Annotated in this window: 17 protein-coding genes and 4 pseudogenes; 9 read left to right on the top strand and 12 right to left on the bottom strand. The window is 66.5% G+C overall.

Going from position 1 to position 21449, the window contains the following annotated elements; translation table 11 throughout:
• The first annotated feature begins 76 nt into the window (after positions 1 to 76).
• A complete protein-coding gene (locus QK291_RS00540; RefSeq protein WP_282378067.1) occupies positions 77 to 1270 on the top strand; it encodes an MFS transporter in 1194 nt (397 codons plus the stop codon).
• 263 nt (positions 1271 to 1533) lie between these two features.
• Here QK291_RS00540 and aceB read toward each other — a convergent pair whose 3' ends face one another.
• Both aceB and aceA read right to left on the bottom strand, forming a co-directional pair.
• The gene (gene aceB / locus QK291_RS00535) at positions 1534 to 3198 is read right to left on the bottom strand and encodes a malate synthase A (protein ID WP_282378065.1); all 1665 of its coding nucleotides are present in this window, start codon (positions 3196 to 3198) and stop codon (positions 1534 to 1536) included.
• 105 nt (positions 3199 to 3303) lie between these two features.
• Complete coding sequence (gene aceA, locus QK291_RS00530; protein WP_282378062.1) at positions 3304 to 4617, bottom strand: isocitrate lyase; 1314 nt, start codon at positions 4615 to 4617, stop codon at positions 3304 to 3306.
• A gap of 168 nt (positions 4618 to 4785) precedes the next feature.
• Here aceA and QK291_RS00525 point away from each other — a divergent pair, with 168 nt between their 5' ends.
• The 3 genes and pseudogenes from QK291_RS00525 to QK291_RS00515 all read left to right on the top strand — a co-directional run bounded on the left by QK291_RS00525 (position 4786) and on the right by QK291_RS00515 (position 7887).
• Positions 4786 to 6267 (top strand): helix-turn-helix transcriptional regulator, encoded by a 1482-nt coding sequence (locus tag QK291_RS00525; RefSeq protein WP_282378060.1) that lies wholly within the window; start codon positions 4786 to 4788, stop codon positions 6265 to 6267.
• A gap of 99 nt (positions 6268 to 6366) precedes the next feature.
• Positions 6367 to 7164, top strand: a pseudogene (locus QK291_RS00520) (thiamine pyrophosphate-binding protein); the annotation flags it as partial.
• Between the two features lie 192 nt (positions 7165 to 7356).
• On the top strand, positions 7357 to 7887 hold the full coding sequence (locus QK291_RS00515; protein WP_282378057.1) for a DinB family protein: 531 nt from the start codon (positions 7357 to 7359) through the stop codon (positions 7885 to 7887).
• A gap of 140 nt (positions 7888 to 8027) precedes the next feature.
• On the opposite strand, the gene QK291_RS00510 is transcribed toward QK291_RS00515, so the two are convergent.
• From QK291_RS00510 to QK291_RS00485, 6 genes are read right to left on the bottom strand one after another with little or no spacing between them, the layout of a single operon-like run.
• Positions 8028 to 8342 carry a hypothetical protein gene (locus QK291_RS00510; protein WP_282378055.1) on the bottom strand — a complete coding sequence of 105 codons (315 nt, stop codon included), beginning with the start codon at positions 8340 to 8342 and terminating at the stop codon, positions 8028 to 8030.
• 3 nt (positions 8343 to 8345) lie between these two features.
• Positions 8346 to 9194, bottom strand: a complete 849-nt coding sequence (locus QK291_RS00505; protein WP_282378053.1) for a cation transporter — start codon at positions 9192 to 9194, stop codon at positions 8346 to 8348.
• Positions 9191 to 9517, bottom strand: coding sequence for a winged helix-turn-helix domain-containing protein (locus tag QK291_RS00500; protein WP_282378051.1), 327 nt, complete (start codon positions 9515 to 9517; stop codon positions 9191 to 9193). Before QK291_RS00500 ends, QK291_RS00505 begins: the two co-directional genes overlap by 4 nt.
• Positions 9518 to 9572: 55 nt before the next feature.
• On the bottom strand, positions 9573 to 9911 hold the full coding sequence (locus tag QK291_RS00495; protein WP_282378050.1) for a YnfA family protein: 339 nt from the start codon (positions 9909 to 9911) through the stop codon (positions 9573 to 9575).
• 27 nt (positions 9912 to 9938) lie between these two features.
• Complete coding sequence (locus tag QK291_RS00490) at positions 9939 to 10292, bottom strand: metalloregulator ArsR/SmtB family transcription factor (RefSeq protein ID WP_282378048.1); 354 nt, start codon at positions 10290 to 10292, stop codon at positions 9939 to 9941.
• On the bottom strand, positions 10276 to 11517 hold the full coding sequence (locus QK291_RS00485; RefSeq protein ID WP_348994540.1) for an MFS transporter: 1242 nt from the start codon (positions 11515 to 11517) through the stop codon (positions 10276 to 10278). Before QK291_RS00485 ends, QK291_RS00490 begins: the two co-directional genes overlap by 17 nt.
• A 234-nt stretch (positions 11518 to 11751) precedes the next feature.
• Here QK291_RS00485 and QK291_RS00480 point away from each other — a divergent pair.
• From QK291_RS00480 to QK291_RS00470, 3 genes and pseudogenes are all read left to right on the top strand, one after another.
• Positions 11752 to 12033 (top strand): annotated as a pseudogene (locus QK291_RS00480) (recombinase family protein); the annotation flags it as partial.
• Positions 12034 to 12204: 171 nt separating this feature from the next.
• A pseudogene (locus QK291_RS00475) lies at positions 12205 to 12968 on the top strand (thiamine pyrophosphate-dependent enzyme).
• Between the two features lie 97 nt (positions 12969 to 13065).
• Entirely contained in the window at positions 13066 to 14340 is a 1275-nt protein-coding gene (locus QK291_RS00470) for a serpin family protein (RefSeq protein ID WP_282378903.1), read from the top strand.
• Between the two features lie 103 nt (positions 14341 to 14443).
• On the opposite strand, the gene QK291_RS00465 is transcribed toward QK291_RS00470, so the two are convergent.
• Entirely contained in the window at positions 14444 to 15331 is an 888-nt protein-coding gene (locus QK291_RS00465) for a hydroxymethylpyrimidine/phosphomethylpyrimidine kinase (protein ID WP_282378044.1), read from the bottom strand.
• Positions 15332 to 15472: 141 nt separating this feature from the next.
• Between QK291_RS00465 and QK291_RS00460 the strand changes: the two genes are divergently transcribed.
• Together QK291_RS00460 and QK291_RS00455 are read left to right on the top strand one after the other, a co-directional pair.
• Positions 15473 to 16885 carry an MFS transporter gene (locus tag QK291_RS00460; RefSeq protein WP_282378042.1) on the top strand — a complete coding sequence of 471 codons (1413 nt, stop codon included), beginning with the start codon at positions 15473 to 15475 and terminating at the stop codon, positions 16883 to 16885.
• Between the two features lie 331 nt (positions 16886 to 17216).
• On the top strand, positions 17217 to 17912 hold the full coding sequence (locus tag QK291_RS00455) for a queuosine precursor transporter (protein ID WP_282378040.1): 696 nt from the start codon (positions 17217 to 17219) through the stop codon (positions 17910 to 17912).
• Positions 17913 to 17928: 16 nt separating this feature from the next.
• On the opposite strand, the gene QK291_RS00450 is transcribed toward QK291_RS00455, so the two are convergent.
• The 3 genes and pseudogenes from QK291_RS00450 to tgt all read right to left on the bottom strand — a co-directional run bounded on the left by QK291_RS00450 (position 17929) and on the right by tgt (position 21447).
• A complete protein-coding gene (locus tag QK291_RS00450) occupies positions 17929 to 18867 on the bottom strand; it encodes a type IV toxin-antitoxin system AbiEi family antitoxin domain-containing protein (RefSeq protein WP_282378038.1) in 939 nt (312 codons plus the stop codon).
• 350 nt (positions 18868 to 19217) lie between these two features.
• Positions 19218 to 19744: pseudogene (locus QK291_RS00445) on the bottom strand (substrate-binding domain-containing protein).
• Positions 19745 to 20139: 395 nt separating this feature from the next.
• The gene (gene tgt / locus QK291_RS00440; protein WP_282378034.1) at positions 20140 to 21447 is read right to left on the bottom strand and encodes a tRNA guanosine(34) transglycosylase Tgt; all 1308 of its coding nucleotides are present in this window, start codon (positions 21445 to 21447) and stop codon (positions 20140 to 20142) included.
• Positions 21448 to 21449 lie beyond the last annotated feature (2 nt).

Genomic DNA, 21449 nt, shown 5'->3' with positions numbered 1-21449 from the left:
GGGTCCGGCCGGGGCCCGTGATAGCAATGGGACTGATGAAAGCATATTTCTGCCCGCCGGCCGAGCCGCGGCACCCATGAGCGCCAACGTCCTGGCGAACGTGCCCCGCAGCTGGATCCTGCTGGCAGCCATCGGGCTCATCGCCCTGAACATGCGCGGCCCGTTCGTGGCCGTGGCGCCGGTGGTCGGCCTCATGCAGGCGGAACTGGGCTTTTCCCCGGTGGAACTGGGTCTCCTGACCGGCATCCCGGTGCTGTGCTTCGCCCTCGCCGCGCCGCTCGCCGCCCTGACCGGACGCAGGCTCGGCGCGGAAGTCGCCATCACGCTCACCCTGCTGGGTGTCCTGCTGGGCGTGATCGTGCGGTCGGCCGGCAATGGCGCCGTCGTTATGCTCGGCACGGTGATTCTCGGCGTCGCCATCACGATCGGCAACATCGTGGTGCCGCTGATCATCCGGCGCGACTTTGCCCCCGCCCGGCAGGGCACGGCGATGGGCATCTATACCGCGGCCCTCAACATCGGCTCCTTTGTCACCGCCATGGTGATGGCGCCGCTGGCCGAGCTTCTTGGCTGGCGGCTGGCCCTCGCCGCCTGCGGGCTCTTCGCCGTCGCGGCCCTCATTGTTTGGGTGCTCGCCTTCCGCAGCCGGGCGTTCCGGCCCGAACCGGTTCCCGCCCCGGAGCCGGCCCGTGCCGGAATCAAGCGCGCGTCGCGCTGGATCACGGTCGGGCTGACCGCAGGATTCGCCGGGCAGGCGTTCTCCTATTACGGTGTGACCGCATGGCTGCCCAGCATCCTCGCGGACGAACTCGGCATGACGGCCGCGGAGGCGGGCGCAGGCTCCTCTCTGTTCCAGATCCTCGCCATCGTGGGCGGCCTGGGCGTGCCGCTCGTGGCCCGTTTCGCCAGCACGACGACGGTGGGGCTCACTCTGGGGCTGTTGTGGGTGACCGTCCCGGTGGGCCTGTTGCTGGCGCCGGAGCTGTGGTGGCTGTGGTCCTCCTTGGGCGGCATCGCCCAGGGCGGCGGCATCACGCTCATCTTCATCGCCATCATCCGGCTTGCCCGGGACCAGGCCTCGGCCGGCCGGATGTCCGCCGTCGTGCAGGGTGTGGGCTACTCCTTCGGTGCCCTGGCGCCGACCCTGCTGGGCTATGCCAACGGGGTCTCGGGCTCGTGGACCGGGCCGCTGCTGATGGTGCTCGGCTCGGTCGCGATGTTCATCCTCGGGACCGCGCTGTCCCTCCGGCACGTCCCGAAGGCGCACTGACCCGCGGGCCCCCCTGCCCGCGCTGCCCCGCGCTGTCCCCCCGGACTGCCTGGGCTGCCGCGCCGAGGTCCCACGCGCCGAGGTGACAGTTAAGGCCCATGTTCATGGCGAACATGGGCCTTAACTGTCACCTCGACGCCGTTGTCGAGTCCCCGAGGGGTCTTCCGTCGCTGGGCCACCGCCCCGGATCTCGGGGGTGCCTGTTGCGAAGGGCATGGCAGCCCAGCAGACGGAAATCTGTACCTTCCGGTGTGCTCCTGGCCTTAGGCGGCGACGAGGGCGGAATCCTCCGTGGGGAGGTGGCCGCCGTCGCTCGCTTCATGCAGGAACCTGTCGTAGGCCGGAAGTGTCAGGAAGGCGGGGAACGCCGCGGTGAGGGTGACTTCCTCGAAGATTTCCCGCGAATCGGCGAAGCGGTCGCCTTCGAAGCGTTCCAGCCTGACGAACTCCTCGTCCAGCATGTCCTCGACCCATTCGCGGGTGATGACCTCGCCCTGGTCCGTGATGGCGCGGGAGAAGATCCACTGCCACAGCTGCGAGCGGGAGATCTCCGCGGTGGCGGCGTCCTCCATCAGGTTGTGGATGGTGACGGCGCCATTGCCGCGGAGCCAGGACTCGATGTAGCGGATGCCGACCTCGATGTTGTTCCGGATGCCCTGTTCGGTGATGGTGCCGGTGGTGGAGGCGATGTCGAGCAGCGCGCGGTCATCCGGGGTGACGTCCTCGCGGAGGCGGTCCAGTTGGTTCGGACGGTTCCCGAGGACACCGTCGAACACCTCGCGGCAGACCGGAACCAGGTCCGGGTGGGCCACCCAGGAGCCGTCGAAGCCGTCGGCGGCGTCGCGGGTCTTGTCGATGCGGACCTTCTCGAGGGCGATTGCGTTGGCCCCGGCGTCCTTGCGGTTGGGGACGGCTGCGGCCATTCCGCCGATCGCCATGGCGCCGCGCTTGTGGCAGGCCCGGACCAGCTGTTCGGTGTAGGCGCGCATGAACGGCTGGGTCATGGTGACCTGGCTGCGGTCCGGCAGGACGAAGCGCGGTCCGCGGGTGCGGAAGTTCTTGATCAGCGAGAAAATGTAATCCCAGCGGCCGGCATTCAGGCCCGCGGCGTGATCGCGCAGTTCGTAGAGGATCTCCTCCATTTCGAACGCGGCCGTGATGGTTTCGATCAGCACGGTGGCGCGGATGGTGCCCTGCGGGATGCCGAGCAGGTCCTGGGCGAGGACGAAGATGTCGTTCCAGAGGCGGGCTTCGAGGTGGTTCTCGATCTTCGGCAGGTAAAAGTACGGGCCCTTGCCCTGGGCGATCAGGCGGCGGGCGTTGTGGAAGAAGTACAGGCCGAAGTCCACGATCCCGCCGGCGATCGGGGTGCCGTCAATGAGCATGTGCTTTTCCGGCAGGTGCAAGCCTCGGGGCCGGACCACAATTGTGGGCAGCTCCCCGGCGGGGCGGAGCTTGTACTCCTTGCCCTCGGGGGTGGTGAAGTCGATCCGGCGCTCAAGGGCGTCAGTGAGGTTGAGCTGGCCTTGGATGACGTTGCGCCACGACGGGGTGGAAGCGTCCTCCATGTCCGCGAGCCACACCTTGGCGCCTGAGTTCAGCGCGTTGATGGTCATCTTCTTGTCCACCGGACCGGTGATCTCCACGCGGCGGTCCGTCAGGCCCGGGGCCGGGGGAGCAACGCGCCAGTTCGGGTCGTTCCGCACGGACTCGGTCTCGCGGAGGAACCGCGGGTCCTGGCCCTTGCCGATCTGCTGGCGGCGGTCCCGGCGGGCCTGCAACAGCTCCAGGCGCCGACCCTTGGTTGCCTTGTGCAGCTTGGCAACAAATGCCAAGGCATCAGGAGTCAGGACCTCGCTCTGCCGGCAGATCGGCTGTGCGGTCAACGTAACGCCGTTGATGGTGTAGTCGTCAGTGAAGCTGTTCATGGTTGTTGCTCCTTGAATGTCCGCCGTTGCCCTATCACTTTTGGTCTCCAAGGGAGGCCGATGGGGACCAAAAGTGATAGGGCAACTGGCGGGAAAAGCTGGGGTTTAGTGGAACTGGCCTTCTTCGGTGGATCCCACCAGAGCCAGGGTGGATGCGTTCGGGTTGAGCGCGGTTGCGATGTCGTCGAAGTAGCCGGTGCCGACTTCGCGCTGGTGCTTGGTCGCGGTGTAGCCGCGGGATTCGGAGGCGAATTCCTTCTCCTGCAGCTCGACGTAGGCGCTCATGCCTTCACGGGCGTAACCGTGGGCGAGATCGAACATCGAGTAGTTCAGTGCGTGGAACCCGGCCAGGGTAATGAACTGGAAGGTGAAGCCCATGGCGCCGAGTTCGCGCTGGAACTTGGCGATCGTGGCGTCGTCGAGGTGCTTCTTCCAGTTGAACGACGGGGAGCAGTTGTAGGAAAGCATCTGGTCCGGGAAGTCGGCCTTGACGGCTTCGGCGAACTTGCGGGCCAGCTCCAGGTCCGGGGTGCCCGTCTCCATCCAGATGAGGTCGGAGTAGGGGGCGTAGGCCTTGGCCCGGGCGATGCAGGGTTCGATCCCGTTGCGGACCTTGTAGAAGCCCTCCGCGGTGCGCTCGCCGGTGACGAATTCCTGGTCGCGCTCGTCGACGTCGGAGGTGATCAGGGTGGCTGCCTCGGCGTCGGTGCGGGCGATGATGACGGACGGGGTGCCCGCGACGTCGGCGGCCAGGCGGGCGGCGTTCAGGGTTCGGACGTGCTGCTGGCTGGGGATCAGGACCTTGCCGCCGAGGTGGCCGCACTTCTTCTCCGAGGCGAGCTGGTCTTCCCAGTGCACGCCCGAGGCGCCGGCCTGGATCATGGACTTCATCAGCTCGTAGGCGTTGAGGGGGCCGCCGAAGCCGGCCTCGGCGTCGGCGACGATCGGGACCATCCAGTCCTCGACGGTCTGGATGCCCTCGGAGAACTCGATCTGGTCGGCGCGCAGCAGGGCATTGTTGATGCGGCGGACCACGGTCGGAACCGAGTTGGCCGGGTACAGGGACTGGTCCGGGTAGGTGTGGCCGGAGTTGTTGGCATCGGCGGCGACCTGCCAGCCGGAGAGGTAGATGGCGCGGAGGCCGGCCTTGACCTGCTGCACGGCCTGGTTTCCGGTCAGGGCGCCGAGGGCGTTAGTGTACTTGCCCTCTTTTTTCTCCTCGGTGAGCTGCTTCCACAGCTTCTCGGAGCCGCGGCGGGCCAGGGTGTGTTCCTCGGAGACGCGGCCGCGGAGGCGGACGACGTCGGAGGCCTTGTAGTCCCGAGTGACACCTTCCCAGCGCGGGTTGGCAGCCCACTCGAGCTCCAGTGCGGTGGCCTGCTGTTCGGGCGTCTGGGTGGGCTCAAATGCTGCAGTCATCTTTGTCTCCTTAGTGGGGCCCGGGCCGGTCTTACTGCTTCCTCGCAGTGCGACTGGATGATCCGGTGCGGTGTAACTTTTCCGTAAGACCTACTTTTCTGTACTTTCAACCGGCTTTCTAGATGAAAAGAGTGGAAAGAAATGCACTTCTTCGCGTATTCTCAATAAATGCACCCCGCCAGCTGGAATCGTCCCGCCTCCGCCGCCTCGCCCGCCGTCCCGGAGGTGGACGTCATCAGCATGGGCCGCCGTGTCCGCCACCTCCGCAAGGCCGCCGGGCTCACGCTCGATGACCTGAGCGCCACGGTGGGAACGGCCCCCAGCCAGCTGAGCCTGATCGAGAACGGAAAACGCGAGCCCAAGCTCGGACTGCTCCAGCAGCTCGCCGGGGCACTCGGCGTGAGCATCGACGAGCTGCTGGGCGCGGAGCCGCCCAACCGGCGCGCCGCGCTGGAGATTGAGCTGGAGCGCTACCAGCGCAGCCCCATCTACGAGTCCCTCAAGCTGCCCAAGATCCGCATCAGCTCCCGGCTCCCGATGGATGTGCTGGAGTCCATGGTGGGGCTGCAGCACGAGCTGGAGCGCCGGCTCAACGAGCAGGTCGCGACGCCGGAAGAGGCCCGCCGCGCGAACGGGGAACTGCGTGCCATGATGCGTGAGCGGAACAATTACTTCCCGGAGTACGAGGCCGAGGCGCAGAAGGTGCTGGCCTCCGTCGGGCACACCAGCGGCCCGCTGTCCCATCACGTCATCGCGGATATCGCCGGGCATCTCGGGTTTACCCTCCACCACGTGGGCGACCTGCCGCACTCAACCCGTTCGGTGACCGACCTGAAGAACCGCCGGATTTATCTCACCCAGAACGCGCGCAGCGACCACGACCCGCGTTCGGTGCTGTTGCAGGCGCTGGGCCACTACGTGCTGGGGCACCAGACGCCCACCAACTATGGCGACTTCCTGATGCAGCGCGTGGCCACGAACTACTTCGCCGCCGCGCTCCTGCTGCCGGAGCAGGCCACCGTGGAGTTCCTGCAGAAAGCCAAGCAGGCCAAGGAGATCGCGGTGGAGGACATCCGGGACGCCTTCGCGGTGTCCTACGAGACCGCCGCGCACCGCTTCACCAACCTCGCCACCCAGCACCTGGACCTGCGGACGCACTTCCAGAAGACCCACAAGAGCGGCATCATCTACAAGGCCTACGAGAACGACGGCGTGACGTTCCCGCAGGACCACACCGGCGCCATCGAGGGCCAGCCGTCCTGCAAGAACTGGACCTCCCGGGTGGTCTTCGACGTGCCGGACAAGTTCTCCGCGTACAACCAGTACACGGATACCCCGGCCGGGACGTTCTGGTGCACGGCGCGGACCGAGCGCTCCGCGAACGGCGAGTTCTCGCTTTCGGTCGGCGTCCCGTACGCCCAGGTGAAGTGGTTCCGCGGCCGGGACACCGCGGAGCGGTCCAAATCGACCTGCCCGGACGAAAGCTGCTGCCGGCGCCCGCCGGCGGCGCTGACCTCGGAGTGGGCCGGCAACGCCTGGCCCTCGGCGCGGGCGCATTCGCACCTGCTCGCCGCGATGCCGCCGGGCGCGTTCCCCGGCGTGGACGAGACCGAGGTCTACAGCTTTCTTCAGGCCCACTCGGGGAGCTGACACCTGACGCTCCTTCACGTTTTTGCGCGTTTTGCCGTGACGCTCCCTCGGGTTCTGTGCGGGTGGCCGGACTATATTGGGCGGTGTCAGCTAATGGATTCGTTCGCGGCGGCCGCGGGGGCACAGCGGACCGGACGTCTGGCCGTCTGCGCAGGATCCTGCGGGCCAGGAAACCTGCACCTGATCAACGGCCTGTATGACGCCAACCGCTCCGGAGCACCGGTGCTGGCCATCGCATCGCACATCCCCAGCAAGCAAATTGGCAGCAGCTTCTTCCAGGAGACGCACCCAGGCCGGCTGTTCAACGAGTGCTCGGTGTATTCCGAGCTGGTCAGCACCGCCGAACAGGCCCCCCGGGTCATGCACAGTGCCATCCAGCACGCGGTCGCCCTCCGGGGCGTCGCCGTCGTCACCCTGCCCGGGGACATTGCCGGGCTGGCGGCAACGGCTCCCACCCCGGTCCCTGCCGCTTTCCGGCCGGCGTCGCTGACGCCGGATCCCGCCAGCGTTCAGGAACTTGCCGATGCCATCAACGCAGCCGAAAAAGTGGCGATCTTCGCCGGCGCCGGTGTCCAGGGCGCCCACGACGAGGTGATTGCCCTGGCGGAAGCCGTCAACGCACCGATCGGGCATTCGCTCCGCGGCAAGGACTTTATGCAGTACGACAATCCGTACGACATCGGCATGACCGGGCTGCTGGGCTACGGCGCTGCCGCCGAGGGGATCGAGGACGCGGATCTGCTGGTCCTCCTCGGCACCGACTTTCCCTATGACCAGTTCCTGCCCGAAACCCCTACCGCGCAGGTGGAACGGGCGGCCCATAAACTGGGCCGGCGCACCGACGTCGACATCGCAGTCCACGGCGACGTGCTGCCGACCCTCGCCGCGCTGATACCCTTTGTCAGTTTCAGAAGTCGTCTGCACGGAATGTCAGAAGTCGTCTGCACCCGCCGGCTACCGTCTATGCCCCTATTGCTGTCAAACGCTCCGGCGTCGCCCTGTCACGACCCATAATGAGGCCAGAGACAACGCATTTCGGACCTGCCGGACCTCATCCGGATCCAGGCCTGAAGAAGGGGACGGCACGACGTGGAACCATCCAAGGCGGACATCCTGGCCGGATACTGCCGCGCGCGCCATGCCCTCGACGCCTGGCTGGAGAGCGCGTCGGCCGCGGATCTTCGACGCAGGAGCAACGGAACCCGGTGGACCAACGAGGAGCTGCTGTTCCACATGGTTTTCGGATACATGATTGTGCGCGCCCTGCTTCCGATGGTCCATGTCATCAGCAGGCTTCCCAAGCCCGTCGGTAAGGTCTTCGCCGCCGTCCTCAACGCGGGAACACGTCCGTTCGACGTCGTGAATTATTGGGGCTCCCGGGCCGCTGCCCTGGTCTACAACAGGCAACGGATGGGCCGGAAACTCGACAAGACCTTCACCGCGATCACCCGCAGACTTGAACGCGAGAGCCCCACGTCGCTTTCAAGATCTATGCCATTCCCTGACCGCTGGGATCCGTTCTTCGCCCCGACCATGACACTCAATGACGTCTACGCCTACCCCACACTTCACTTCGACTTCCACGCCCGACAGTTGAGTCCCAGTCCTCCGCCGCGGTAGGCGGGCCAAACGCAGGGAACGATCAGCCCGGGTGCTGCCGGTGGCGTGCGGTCATATCCGCCCGTGGGCACCTCCGGGGTGCGAGTGCCGGGGCAAAACCTGCTGACCGGTTGGACAGTCCAGCCTGGACTGCCGACCGCTCATGCGTCCGGGCCGACACCACGCACGGCGGCGCGCAACATCTCGGCGGAGGGAAGCCCCGCCATTTTGTCCTCCGAGCGATAAACGCGGCAGCTCAGGGCGGGTGTGGACCCGGCAGGAAACAAGTCCCGTCCGTCCGCGATGAACGACGGTGAACCGTGGAAACGCAGCGCCTGCGCCTCGTCCTCGGAAGCTACCTCACGGACCGTTACGCGTCCGGTGTCTTTTCCTTCGGCTGCCAGTGCTTGACGGAACAGATCCAGGGCCGGACCGCTGTTCGGGCAACCCTGGATGGTACGCAGTTCGTAGTCCATGGCTCAGCCGTTCCCGGGGCGCAGGGACAGACCGAGAGTCTTCGGTTCAGGACTGGAACCACAGCCTTCGCAGCAGCCCGTGGCCCCGGATTCCTCAGCGTCCCTCTTCGATGTGAGGGGTGCGTCCGAATCAGCCCGGCCGCCGACGTGGAGCCCGTCCGCGCCCATTTCAGGGGCGGAGCAGCAATCGTCCGTTTCGGCGTCGGGGGCATCTTCGGTGTGCGGGACGGTGCAGCAGAGGTCTCCGCGCCAGGCGTTGATGCCCTCGCGGACGGCGATCGCGGCGATGACGAGGGCTGCGCCGGCGTCGGCCCACCACCAGCCCAGCGTGCTGTTCAGCACCAGTCCCACCAGCAGGACCGCGGAGAGGTACGTGCACAGCAGTGTCTGTTTGGAATCTGCCACCGCGGTCCTGGAGCCCAGTTCCCGGCCGGCCCGGCGCTGAAGCCAGGACAGGACCGGCATGATGGCCAGGGACAGGGCCGCGATCACGATGCCCGGTGTCGAGTGCTGGGCTTCGCCGCCGCCGGTCAGGGACCGGACCGAGTCCACGGTGACGAACGCGGCGAGGGCGAAGAAGGAGAACGCGATGATCCGCAGGGTCAGGTGTTCGCGCTGTTCAGGGTCCTTGGCCGAAAACTGCCAGGACAGGGCGAGGGCGGACGCGACCTCGATCACCGAGTCGAGTCCGAAACCGATCAGTGCTGAGGAATCAGCCATGTTGCCCGCCCAGAGCGCAACGGCGGCCTCGAGGATGTTGTAGGTGATGGTCGCGGCCGCGAACAGCCGGATCCGCCGGCTCAGAACGGCACGGCGGACGGCCGTCGGCGCAAGCTGAATCGTCGTGGTCACGCCAGGCACGTCCCGTCCGGTGCGCAGCAGGCCGGGTCAACGGCCAGCACCACACCGAGCAGGTCCGTGATGGCGTGACCCAACCGGGCGTCGGCGAGCTCATACCGGGTCCGCCGGCCATCCGGGACAGCCACGACCAGGCCGCAGCCGCGAAGACAGGTCAGGTGATTGGACATGCTCTGCCGTGAGACCCCGAGGGAATCGGCCAGGTTCGACGGGTAGGCAGATTCGGTGGCCAGCGCCAGGAGAATCCGGGCCCGGGTGGGATCCGAGACCGCGTAGCCGAACCGTGCCAGCACCGGGGCGTGCGTGAGGGTTTCCATACAGCAAAAGTACATCCACGCGTGTATTCATGCAATTGTGTACTGGAACCGGGGATCAGCCGGCGTCGCGCGGAGCGAACATGATCACGGCCACGCCGAGCAGGCAGATCACCGAACCCGTGATGTCCCACCGGTCTGGCCGGAAGCCGTCGAAGATCATTCCCCAGGCGAGGGAGCCGGCGACGAACACGCCGCCGTAGGCGGCGAGGATCCGGCCGAAGTGGGCGTCAGGCTGCAGGGTCGCGGCGAAGCCGTAGATGCCCAGGGCGAGGACCCCGAGTCCGGCCCACCACCATTCCTTGCCCTCGCGGACTGCCTGCCACACGAGCCACGCCCCGCCGATCTCGGCCGCCGCGGCCAGGACGAACAGCAGGATGGTTTTTGCGATAGTCACGGATTCATCATGGCAGTGCCTGGCTGCTCATCCGTGACGGGCCTCGCCGGTGACGATGTGGTCTGCGTGGTTGATGGCTTCGTGAATGAGCCGGATGAGGTGCCCGTCGCGGAGGGAATAGATGATATGCCGGCCATCTTTGCGGGTATCAACCAGACCGCCGAGGCGGAGCTTTGCCAAGTGCTGGCTGACCACGGTGCGGGGCACCCCGGAACCTTCCGTCAGCTCCGTGACGGTCCGCGGGCCCGCACTCAGTTGCCACAGCAGATGGAGGCGGGTGGGTTCGGCGAGCATCCGCAGCGTTTCGCTGGCCGCTGCCAGATGTTCCGGTCCGGGGGTGACCGGATGGACCAGGGACGGCTGTTCATCGGCTGTGCTCAACGGATTCCTTCGGTGTGGCGGATGCGGTGATCGGCATGGGTGAGTGCCGTGGCCAGGACAGGAATGCTCCTGCACTGCCGATTATCGCAATGATTGCCAGGGCCAGCGCGGCCCAGCCCAGTCCGGCCTGCGCGCCGACCCAGCCCGCGAGGGGGTAGGTCAGGATGTAGCAGGCGTGGGACAGGGAGAACTGGGCCGTGAATACATACGGGCGGGTGTGCTCATCGGAGGCTTCGCGCAAGAGGCGCGCCGACGGGGTGAGGATCGTTGAATTTGCGGCCCCGAGCAGGATCCACAGTGCCAGCAGCAGCCACCACCCGGCGTCCGGGGTTGCCAGGAATGTCACGGCTGTTACGCCGGCAAGAGCCAGCGGGATCACGGCGGCACCGGTGAGCATCACTGCGCGGTCCCCGAACCGGTCGAGTATCCGCGGCGCGGACAAAGCGACGAGCATCGACCCGATACCGAAACACGCCAGAGCCAGGGCAAGATCAGCGTCGGGACGGCGCAGCACGTCGCGGACGTAAATCACGGTATTGACCAGCACCAGGGCAGTCGGGGCGGCGACGACCAGGTTCAGGGCCAGCAGAGACCGCAGCCGCCGGTCGATCCAGAAGATCCGCGCGCCCAGAGTCGTCCTGTGCCACACGGACGATTGCGGCCCGGCCGGCGCAGCGACCCGGGGCAGAACCGTGATGGCGACCATGAACGCCGAGAACAGGAAGCCGGCTACCGTGCCAAGGAACAGCTTGTTGTAGCTGAGAACGGTCAGAAGCAGCGCCGCGGCGGCCGGGCTGACGAGTGCCTCCATGTCATAGGCCAGGCGGGACAGCGAGAGTGCGTGTGTGTAGTCCCGCTGGTCCTTCAGGATCGTGGGGATCAGCGACTGGAAAGCCGGCGTGAAAGTTGCGGAGGCGGACTGCAGCAGGAAAATCACCACATAGATCTGCCACGTCTCCGTGATGAAGGGCAGGCACAAAGCCATAGCCGCCCTGACCAGGTCCGCGCCGATCAGCACCGGCCTTTTCGGCAGCCGCGCCACCAGGGCAGTGATCACCGGCGCCAGACCCACGTAGGCCAGCATCTTGATCGTCAGCGCCGTGCCCAAGACCGCACCCGCGTTGCGGCCCGCCAGGTCGTACGCCAGCAGCCCGAGGGCGACCGTCAGCAGCCCGGTCCCAATCAGGGCCACGATCTGGGCGGCGAACAGTCGCCTGTAGGTCACATTCCGCAAAATCGACAGCATCAGTCCAACTCCATTAAGTGCATATGTGCATTGCTATGCACCTATGCTACTCCGGCCGGTCCCCCTCATTCGCCGCGTGTAAGGAATTCTCTATACCGAAGGATTTCAAGAACAGGTTGATTCGAGAATGGTGGTGCCCGCCGCGCACTGCTAAACACCGGCGCCGTTCCGTGGAAAACCGCCCTTGCGATGACAGCCGCCGACCATGCCCGCATGACTACTCACCGCATCGGATACGCCAGAGTCTCCACACGGGACCAGAACCTTGACCTCCAGCGCGGTGCGCTGCGGGCTGCAGGATGCCACCGCATCTATGAGGACACCATCAGCGGAACCAAAGCCACGCGCCCCGGACTCGCCCAGGCACTGGACCAACTACGCAACGGTGACACCCTCGTCGTATGGAAGCTGGACCGCCTCGGGCGGAGCGTGAAAGACCTGCTGGACTTCGCCGGCGGGTTAAGCGACAGCGGCATTGGTTTTATCAGCCTGACCGTTGGTGCACGCGACTTCTGACGATTTACATGTCGGTGCACGGGACTTCTGACAGCCCGATGTCAACAGTCCTCTGCACTCGCCCCGTACTTCCCCGGGATCCAGTGCACACGACTTCTGAAACTGACACCCTTGCTTCAACCAAAGAAGAACCGCCGCTTCCTGAATGCGATGCTGAAGAAGCACGACCGGCTGATGAACAAGGCGGTCGGCGCCTACACCCGCAAGGTGGAGACCAAGGAGCCGATCCACCCCGAATACGCCGCGTCGGTGCTGGACCAGGTAGCGGCGAAGGACGCGATCTTCACCGCCGACACCGGCATGTGCAACGTCTGGACCGCCCGGTACATCAACCCGCTCGGCACCCGCCGCCTGATCGGCTCGTACCTGCACGGGTCGATGGCGAGCGCGCTTCCGCACGCCATTGGCGCCCAGCTCGCCTACCCGGGGCGCCAGGTCGTGTATCGGGCGACGGAGGTCTGTCGATGCTGCTGGGGGAGCTGATCACGGTGGCCGCACACCGGCTTCCCGTGAACGTGGTGGTCTTCAACAATTCCACCCTGGGCATGGTCAAACTCGAGATGCTGGTGGACGGGCTCCCGGACTTCGGCGTCGACGTGCCGGACGCCAACTACGCCACGGTGGCCCGGGCGCTGGGGTTCCACGCCGTCCGCGTCACGGACCCGACCCGCATCGAGGCCGCCTACCGGCAGGCCTTCGCCCATCCTGGCCCGTCCCTGGTGGAGCTGATCACCGACCCCAAGGCGCTCTCCCTACCGCCGAAGATCAAGGGCGCCCAGGTCCTGGGATTCGCCACGGCAATGTCCAAGGCGCCGGCGAGGCCGTCAGCATGGCGCGCAGCAATCTCCGCAACATCCCACGGCGCTGAACCGGCTCCGCGGCGGTGCGCCAATCAAATGGAGGGCAAATCGTGACCCGGACGCCGTCGCCTTCGGTCCGACTCGCTGGTTTACTGGCCCTAGGTGGAGCGCCGCCGTTCCACTGTCACCGTAAGGCGGGCCCTGGGGCATGATGAAGCAGAAGGCGTTGGCGAGGATCGGTTCCGGGGCGGCGGCCGTGGCGCTGGCGATCACGGCTTGCTCAGTCTCGCCGCCAGCGCTGCTGATGGCCGACGGCGTCAAACGCGTTTCGGCGGAACAGTCCGCCTACCCGGCGGAGCTGGCCCAGCTCCGGGCATCGGCGCGGAAGCTGGGCGCCGCGCTGCTGGCAGACGGCGGGGACGCCCGAAAAGGAAACATGGTTTCGTCCCCGGGCAGCCTGCTGATTGCCCTGGCCATGCTGCGGGCCGGAGCGTCCGGCGCGACGGCTGCCGAGATGGACAGCGTGCTGGGACTCCCCGCCGAGCACCGGGACGAAGCGGTCAACGCGCTGTTGGCATCCCTGGAAGCCTTCGACGGCGACCCCGGCTCGGTGGACGAAAAGGACCCTCCGCGCCAGCCGGTCCTGCACACCGCAAACGGCTTGTTTGTGGACACAGGCGAGCCCACCGGGGAGGGCTACCTGCAGTCCCTGGCCCGGCATTACGGGACCGGAGTGTACCCAGTGGACTTCCAGGACGAGGCCGCCACCAAGCCGGCGATCGACGCCTGGGTGAACGAGAACACCGGCGGACGGATCAAAAAGGCACCCGCGAAGTATGACCGTAGGAACACTTTCAGCATGCTCAACGCGGTGTACTTCGCCGCGGCGTGGAAGACCCCCTTCGACCCGGCAGATACCGCCGAGTTGCCGTTCACGACGCCCGAGGGCGGGCAGGTTTCGGTCCCCACCATGTCGGGCGTGCAGGATCTTGCCTTTGCCGGGGGCGCGGGCTGGCAGGCAGTGGACCTGCCCTATGCGGAGGGCTTTGTGATGCGGCTGGTGCTGCCCGGCCCCGGGGCTTCCTGGCCGGGCGCGCAGGATCTTGCCGACGTTGCCCGGGACCTTGAAACGGCCGCCCCGTCTCCAACGCAAATCTTCCTGCCGAGGTGGGACCAGCAGAGCAACTGTGAGCTCCGCAAGGTGTTCACCGCATTGGGGCTGCGGGAAATGCTGCACACCGGGGCCGGCTTCGACTCAATCCAGCGCGGCCTTAAGCTCCAAGAGGCCGCCCAGTCCGCCAACATCACGGTGGCGGAAAAGGGCACAATCGCCGCGGCCGTCACCCAGATCAACGCGCGGGCCGTCAGCGGTGTGGCCGCGAAGAACGTGGTCCGCTTCGACCGGCCGTTCCAGTACGAAATCGTCCACGTCGAGACCGGGCTGCCGCTGTTCATCGGCAGGGTGTCCGATCCCCGCCCATCATGAGACGCTCCCTCTGATTCTGCAAGCAAAGACCGGACGCTTCCTCAGGACGTGAGGGGGCCTCCGGACGGGAGCTGCCGGACGTGAGGGGGCGTTGTATGTACGGCTAGCGCGGGCCGCCCTGCCAGAGGGCGTCGAACGGCGCTCCCGAGGCCACCCGGTTCCGGATCCCGGCGGTCACAAAGGCCTTGGCTGTCCTCGCTGCCTCCAGCGGCGTCGCGCCCTTGGCGAGCTCGGCCGTCACGGCGGCGGCCAGCGAGCAGCCGGCACCGGAGACTGCCACTTCGCCCACCTTCGGGGCCGACAGGACTTCCAGCGTCTCGCCGTCGTAGTAGACGTCGACGGCGTCGGGTCCGGCCAGGCGCACGCCGCCCTTGGCGAGCACCGCGGCGCCGCTGAGCTCGTGGATCCGGACGGCGGCAGCCTGGAGCGATTCGAGGTCGGTGATTTCGAGGCCGGAGAGGGATTCGGCCTCGAAGTGGTTCGGCGTGACAAACGTGGCCAGCGGCAGGATCTGAGCTTTGAGGGCCTGGTCCGTATCCAGCGCGTGGCCGGGCTCCTGGCCCTTGCAGATCAGCACCGGATCCAGCACCACGTTCCTGAACGCAGCGCCGGCCAGCGCCGCGGCGACCGTCGATATCGTCGCGGGACTGCCCAGCATGCCGATCTTCACGGTATCCAGCATGGACGGCGCGCCGGACGCGGCACCGTAGGCCGCCGTCGTCGCCTCGAGCTGGTCGGCGATGACCTGCTGGTCGATCGGAACGAAGCGGTGGTTCCAGTTGTCCTGCGGATCGAAGGAAACGATGCATGTCAGGTTGGCGATGCCGAAGACGCCGAGTTCCTGGAAGGTCTTCAAGTCAGCCTGCGCGCCGGCGCCGCCGGTCGCTTCGGAGCCGGCGATGGTCAGGACAACGGCGGGGGTGGCCGCGGCGGCGTCGGGGGCGGTGCCGGAAACAGCCGGCGTGGCGGAGTCAGTGGCGTTGGAAGTCATGGACCTATCCTGCCATTCCAGGAAAACCCGCCGCATTGTGCGTATGACCAATATGAACATAACCCACGTGTCACGGATCACGGGGAATAGGGTGGCGGACGGTGTTGCCTCTTGCGGCGCCGGATCCAGGAAGGTTCATTGATGAGCACCCAGCTGTCCGAATCGGCGCAGACGAGAAGAGCCGTCAGCAATATTCTCAAAGGCTCTGCCGGCAACCTCGTGGAGTGGTACGACCTCTACGTTTACACAGTTTTCGCGGCATATTTCCAGTCGCATTTCTTCAATTCCAAGGACGAGCTGCAGGCGGGCCTTGAGGCCATGGCCGTCTTCTCTACGTCGTTCCTGATGCGCCCGGTCGGCGCCTGGTTCTTCGGCCGCTATGCCGACCGCAAGGGACGCAAGGCGGCCCTGACGCTCAGCGTGACGATCATGTCCGCCGGTTCCTTCGCCATCGCCATCCTTCCGACGACCCAGCAGATCGGCGTCTGGGCACTGATTCTGTTGATCGTGGTGCGGCTGGTCCAGGGCTTCTCCGTGGGCGGCGAATACGGCACCAGCGCCACCTACATGTCCGAGGCCGCCACGTCCAAGCGTCGCGGATTCTTCTCCAGCTTCCAGTACGTCACCCTGATCGGCGGCCAGATGCTGGCCCTGCTGGTCCTCGTCATCCTGCAGAACACCATGGACAAGGGCGCCCTGACCGAGTGGGGCTGGCGTATCCCGTTCGCTATTGGCGGCGTGGCCGCGCTCGTAGTCCTGTGGCTGCGGCGCTCGATGGAAGAAACCGTGTCCGCCGAGCAGGTCGAGGCCGCCAAGGTTCCGGCCGTGGCCGGCGTTGCGCAGCCCGGCACCATGAAGCTGCTGTTCACCCAGCACTGGAAGCCGCTGCTGATCTGCATCGGCGTCACCCTCGGCGGCACCGTGGCGTTCTACACGTACACCAACTTCATCCTGAAGTTCATGAACGATACCTCCGGGATCGCCAAGACCGACACCTCCGTGATCAACTTCTGGGCGCTGTTCATCTTCATGCTGCTCCAGCCGGTCTACGGGATCATCTCGGACAAGGTCGGGCGCCGGCCGCTGCTGCTCTGGTTCGGCATCACCGGTGTCCTGTTCACCTGGCCGCTGCTCTCCACCCTGGCCGGCACCAAGGATCCGTTCACCGCGTTCCTGCTCATGATGGGCGGCCTGCTGATCGTCGGCGGCTACACCTCGATCAATGCACTGGTGAAGGCCGAGCTGTTCCCGGCCTCCATCCGCGCCCTCGGCGTCGGCCTTGGCTACGCGATCGCGAACTCGCTGTTCGGCGGAACGGTTCCGCTGCTGGGTGCGGCGTTCCAGAAGGCCGAGCGCGTGGACCTGTTCTTCACCTACGTCACCGTGGCCATCGCCATCTCGCTGGTGGTCTACATCTTCGCGCTGAAGAATAAGAAGTCCACCCACCTGGACCACGAACAAGGCCACGCGTGGGAGCCCGCTGCCGGACCGGCAGTTTCCGGCGACGGCCGCAGGGACGATGACAAGGACCTCGTCGACTCCTCGCGCCGCTAGCGTTTGTGGACCGCCGAACCGGCGGTGAGTACGACGACGGCGGGTTGCCGGCTCCGGGACTTTGCTCCGGCGGCCGGTGGCCCGCCGTCGTCGTTGAGAGGGTAGCCGGATGGGAGGCCGCCGCGAAAGCCAGGCCGGTCGGCGTGCCTGCAGACGGGAGGCGGGCCCGTGCCGCAACTCCAACAACAACTCCAGACCGCGGGTGAGAGAATGGTAGACGGTTCCGGCAGCCAGTTCTCCGGACCCGTCCAGTGCTAATACAGCCGGCTGGCCAGCGAGGTTCTCCCCGAGGACCCAGGACGCCGAGCGAACCACTATGAATGGAATACCCATGACTTCCGCCCAGACGTTCCCGGCCGCTGCGCCGCCAAAGTTCGCCTCCATTGGTTCCTCCTACTTCGGCATCCTGCTGGCCGTCATGGCGGTCGTGCTGATTCTGTCCAACATCGGGGCATCGAAGGGCGTGGCGATCGGCCCGGTCATCACCGACGGCGGCTTCTTCCTCTTCCCGCTGGCCTACATCCTCGGGGACGTCATCAGCGAGGTTTATGGCTTCAAGGTGGCCCGCAAGGCCATCATTACCGCCTTCGCGCTCTCCGTCTTTGCATCGCTCTGTTACTGGATCATCATCGCCTTGCCGGGCTTCGACGACGACTTCGGTGTCGCCAAGCAGACCGCTCTGGAAGGCGCGCTGGGCCCGGTTCCGCTGATCGTGCTGGCCTCCCTGCTGGCGTTCCTGGCCGGGCAGACCATCAACGCCTGGATCCTCGTGAAGATGAAGGCACGCACGGGGGAGAAGTCCCTTTGGGCGCGCATCATGGGGTCCTCGGTCGCCGGCGAGTTCGTGGACACGCTGATCTTCTGCAGCATCGCCGCTTCCGTGATTGGGATCACCGACGTCGGCACGTTCGTGAACTATGTCGTCGTGGGTTTCCTCTACAAGACCCTCGTGGAGTTCCTCTTCGTCCCGGTCACCGCGGCCTCGATCGGCTGGATCAAGAGGCGCGAACCGAGCTACGGCGCGTAGGGCGGCGGCCAGCGGCTCAGGGCGTTGGGCGGCCAGCCAACGCGCGAAGAATGCGGTTCTTGAATTCCTGCTCCCGGAAGAGGTCCTTCCACTCAACGCGAACAAACCGCCATCCCTCTTCCTCGAGGGCTTTCTCCCGGCGCCGTTCCTCAAAGATCACCTCGGGTGTGGGTCTGTAGTCGAAGTACTTGGTTCTGCCATCGAACTCGAGAGCGACCATCTCCTCCTTCCACGCAAAGTCCAGGCGATGCCGTCCGGCGCGGCTTGACACTTCAAACTGCGGCACCGGGGGCCTGATCCGTAGGCGGAGAATCAGCTCTCGGCTCAGGCTTTCGCCGGGAGATTCGGACCGCGGGTCGGCCGTGGCCAGCACGCGGCGGAACGTCCGGATCCCCCGACGGCCGTCCAGCGAGTCTGCCAAGGCCTGCAGTGCGGATTGGTCCGCGCCCAGCCGGAGCGCGTGGTCCGTGAGGATCAGTGCCTGCCTGAAGTGCAGCATCATGGCGCAGTCAGCAACGGTGCGCTCCAGGGATGTTGTCCGTAGTCCGTTGACAACGGCGACGTCGTCATCGGCGAAGGGACGCGTGTGGCAGCGGACGTCCCTCCCGTGGCGCTCGTTCGACGGTCGTACCTTCTGGAGGACATGGATTGCGTCATCCACGTCCCACAGGTGAAGCCGGCGGAGGCGCGCTGCGGACGTGTGGCTATAGAGGAAGCGGCCAGTCGACGTCGTCCGCGTTCCGTGGGCATGCGCATAGATGAGCTGCCTGCTCCGGGCACTCGGGGTCTGGGCGAGCCACACGCTGGCCCGGACGTAGCAGCCGTGTCGGAGCCGGACGAGCGTGCCCGACTCCAGGAGTGAACGGATGGCCCGTGAGCCATAACCGAGGTCCAACAGTTGCTCGGTGCGCCAGAGGTTGCCCGTCGGCGGCAACTCAAGTGGGTGGATCGTCATACGACCAGCTTCAACTCCCAAGCGCGCGGGCGGCAGGCTCTGACTTCGCTATGTGGAAAACCCGAGATCGCCGGATGGTCGCCCGATCGCCGTAAGTTTTCGGCGGTTTCGGCGGCAACCGGCGACGTCGGTGTAGCCGGAGTCATTGCCGCGCTGGTGTGGCCCGAGATCGCCGGATAGTCGCCCGTTCGCCGTAAGTTTTCGGCGGTTTCGAGTGCAACCGGCGAGTTCGACGGCTGGGACCACTGGCCGTGGCGGGCAGTTCTGCGGCCGGTGGTGGCTGTCAGCGGGAAACCCGGGCTGTGGTGCCGCGGACTACAAGGACCGGCTCGATCAGCTTGCGCTCGGGCTCAAGCGTCGGGTCCTGGATCCGTGCCAGCAGTGTCTGGGCGACATCGACGCCGACAAGGTCGGTGCGGTTTGTCCACGAACGACATGTTTAGGTACCGCGACTTGGTCAGCTGGGAGTTGTCGTAGCCGATTACAGAGAAGTCCCCCGGGACGGAGAGCCCGGGTGCCCTGGCGGCGGCGAGGGCACCCGGGCCATAGTGTCATTGGCCGCGAACAGGGCTGTGGTGTCGGGGCGGTGGTCGAGAATCCAGCAGGCGGCCGCGTAGCCGTCCTCCTTAGAGGTCCCCTGGGCTTCGCCGGCAATCCGGACCTCGACGCCGGCCTCAGCGATGCGGCTACGGAACCCTTCGCGGCGGTGGGCGGCGGCGCCGCCGGAGCCCGAAAGGTGCCCAATCCGCGTGTGGCCGAGCTCCAACAGGTGGTCCGCGCCCAGGCGGCCGCCCTCGTCGTCGTCAATTGTGATCAGACTTGCCGCGGCGGGGACCCCTGCGCGACGACGACGCGGCCGCCCTCGTCGTCGCTGCATCTCACGAACTGACGGCCCGGCAACCCACTTCGACGCCGAGTCGCCGGAACGCTGCGGGGTCGCCGGAAACTTACGGCGATCGGGCACGCTTCCGGCGACTTCGATGCCGGAGCGCCCCTTGTCAGCCCCCACCCCTCGGTCCGGGACGGGGGGACCCGGACCGGTGCCTGCCGCCGAAGGGGTGCGGACCCTGGAGGTCCCTCGACGCCGACTGGCGCAGCGCACCGCCGTCGTCCGTGCAGAACGCGCGAGGTCGCCGGAAAGGTGCGGGGTCGCCGGGACGTTCCGGCGATCTGGAACGCTTCCGGCGAGTTCGAGGGCGGGCGACGGCGGGCGGCGCCCATGCGGTGGGCGGCACCGGGGAGCTGGGCGGCGCCCAGGGGTCGGGCGCGCCCCTAGGAGTAGTACTGCCCCAGGGTCTCGGCCTTGAACTCGAAGAAGTTGCCAGCCTCGATGGCCAGCCTGGCGTCGTCGACCATTTTCACCACGAAGCGCTCGTTGTGGATCGAGATCAGGGTGGCGGAGACCATTTCCTTGGCCTTGAACAGGTGGTGGATGTAGGCCCGGGAGTAATTCAGGCAGGCGTAGCAGTCGCAGCCTTCCTGCAACGGCCCGAAGTCGCGCTTGTACATGGCGCCGGAGAGGTTGTAGCGCCCGGTGGGGTGGTAGAACGCCGAATTCCGGGCCACCCGGGTCGGGGAGACACAGTCGAAGGTGTCCGCGCCGTTTTCGATCGCGGTGAAGATGTCGTCCGGCTCGGAGATGCCAAGGAGGTGCCGGGGCTTGTTCTCCGGCAGTTCCTCGTTGCACCAGCGCACGATCGTGCCCAGGTTCTCCTTCTCCAGGGCCCCGCCGATGCCGAAGCCGTCAAAGTTCATCGCGCCGAGGTCGCGGCAGGCCTTGCGGCGCAGGTCCTCGTACTGGGCGCCCTGGATGACCCCGAAGAGCGCCTGGTAGGTCTTGCCGGGACGCTCGGACGTCAGCCGGAAATGCTCGGTGATGCAGCGCTCGGCCCAGCGCCGGGTGCGCTCCAGGGATTCCTCCTGGTAGCCGCGGGAGTTCTGCAGCGTGGTGAGCTCGTCGAACGCGAACATGATGTCCGCGCCGATCTGGTGCTGGACGTTCATGGAGATCTCCGGGCTGAAGCGGTGCCGGTCGCCGTTGAGGTGGCTCTTGAACCACACGCCTTCCTCGTCCACGTGGGCCAGGCGTTCCTTGCCGGGGGCGACGGCGTCGTCGGGGACTGCGGTGTCCGCAACAGGCGCAGTTTTCATGTCGATGACCTTTTTGAACCCCGAGCCCAGGCTCATCACCTGGAACCCGCCGGAATCCGTGAACGTGGGCCCGCGCCAGTTCATGAAGGTACCCAGCCCGCCGGCCGCGTCCAAAATGTCTGCGCCCGGCTGCAGGTACAGGTGGTAGGCGTTGGCCAGCACGGCCTGCGCGCCCAGCTCGGCGACTGACTCCGGGAGGACGGATTTGACCGTGGCCTTCGTGCCGACCGCGATGAACGCCGGGGTCTGGATCTCGCCGTGCGGTGTGGTGATGGTGCCGGTGCGGCCGAGGAAGTCCCCGCCATTGGCGCTGACCTGGGCCGCCGACGGCGAGCAGCTTTCGCTCAGGCGTTTGCCCACGCGGAAGGAAAACTCGGACTGCTGGGCCGGCAGGAGCGATGACACGGGTGATTCAGGATTGGCTGGCACGG

It is taken from the genome of Arthrobacter sp. AL12 (assembly GCF_029960645.1).
GTDB lineage: Bacteria > Actinomycetota > Actinomycetes > Actinomycetales > Micrococcaceae > Arthrobacter.
This window is presented reverse-complemented; position numbering and strand designations above follow the sequence as displayed.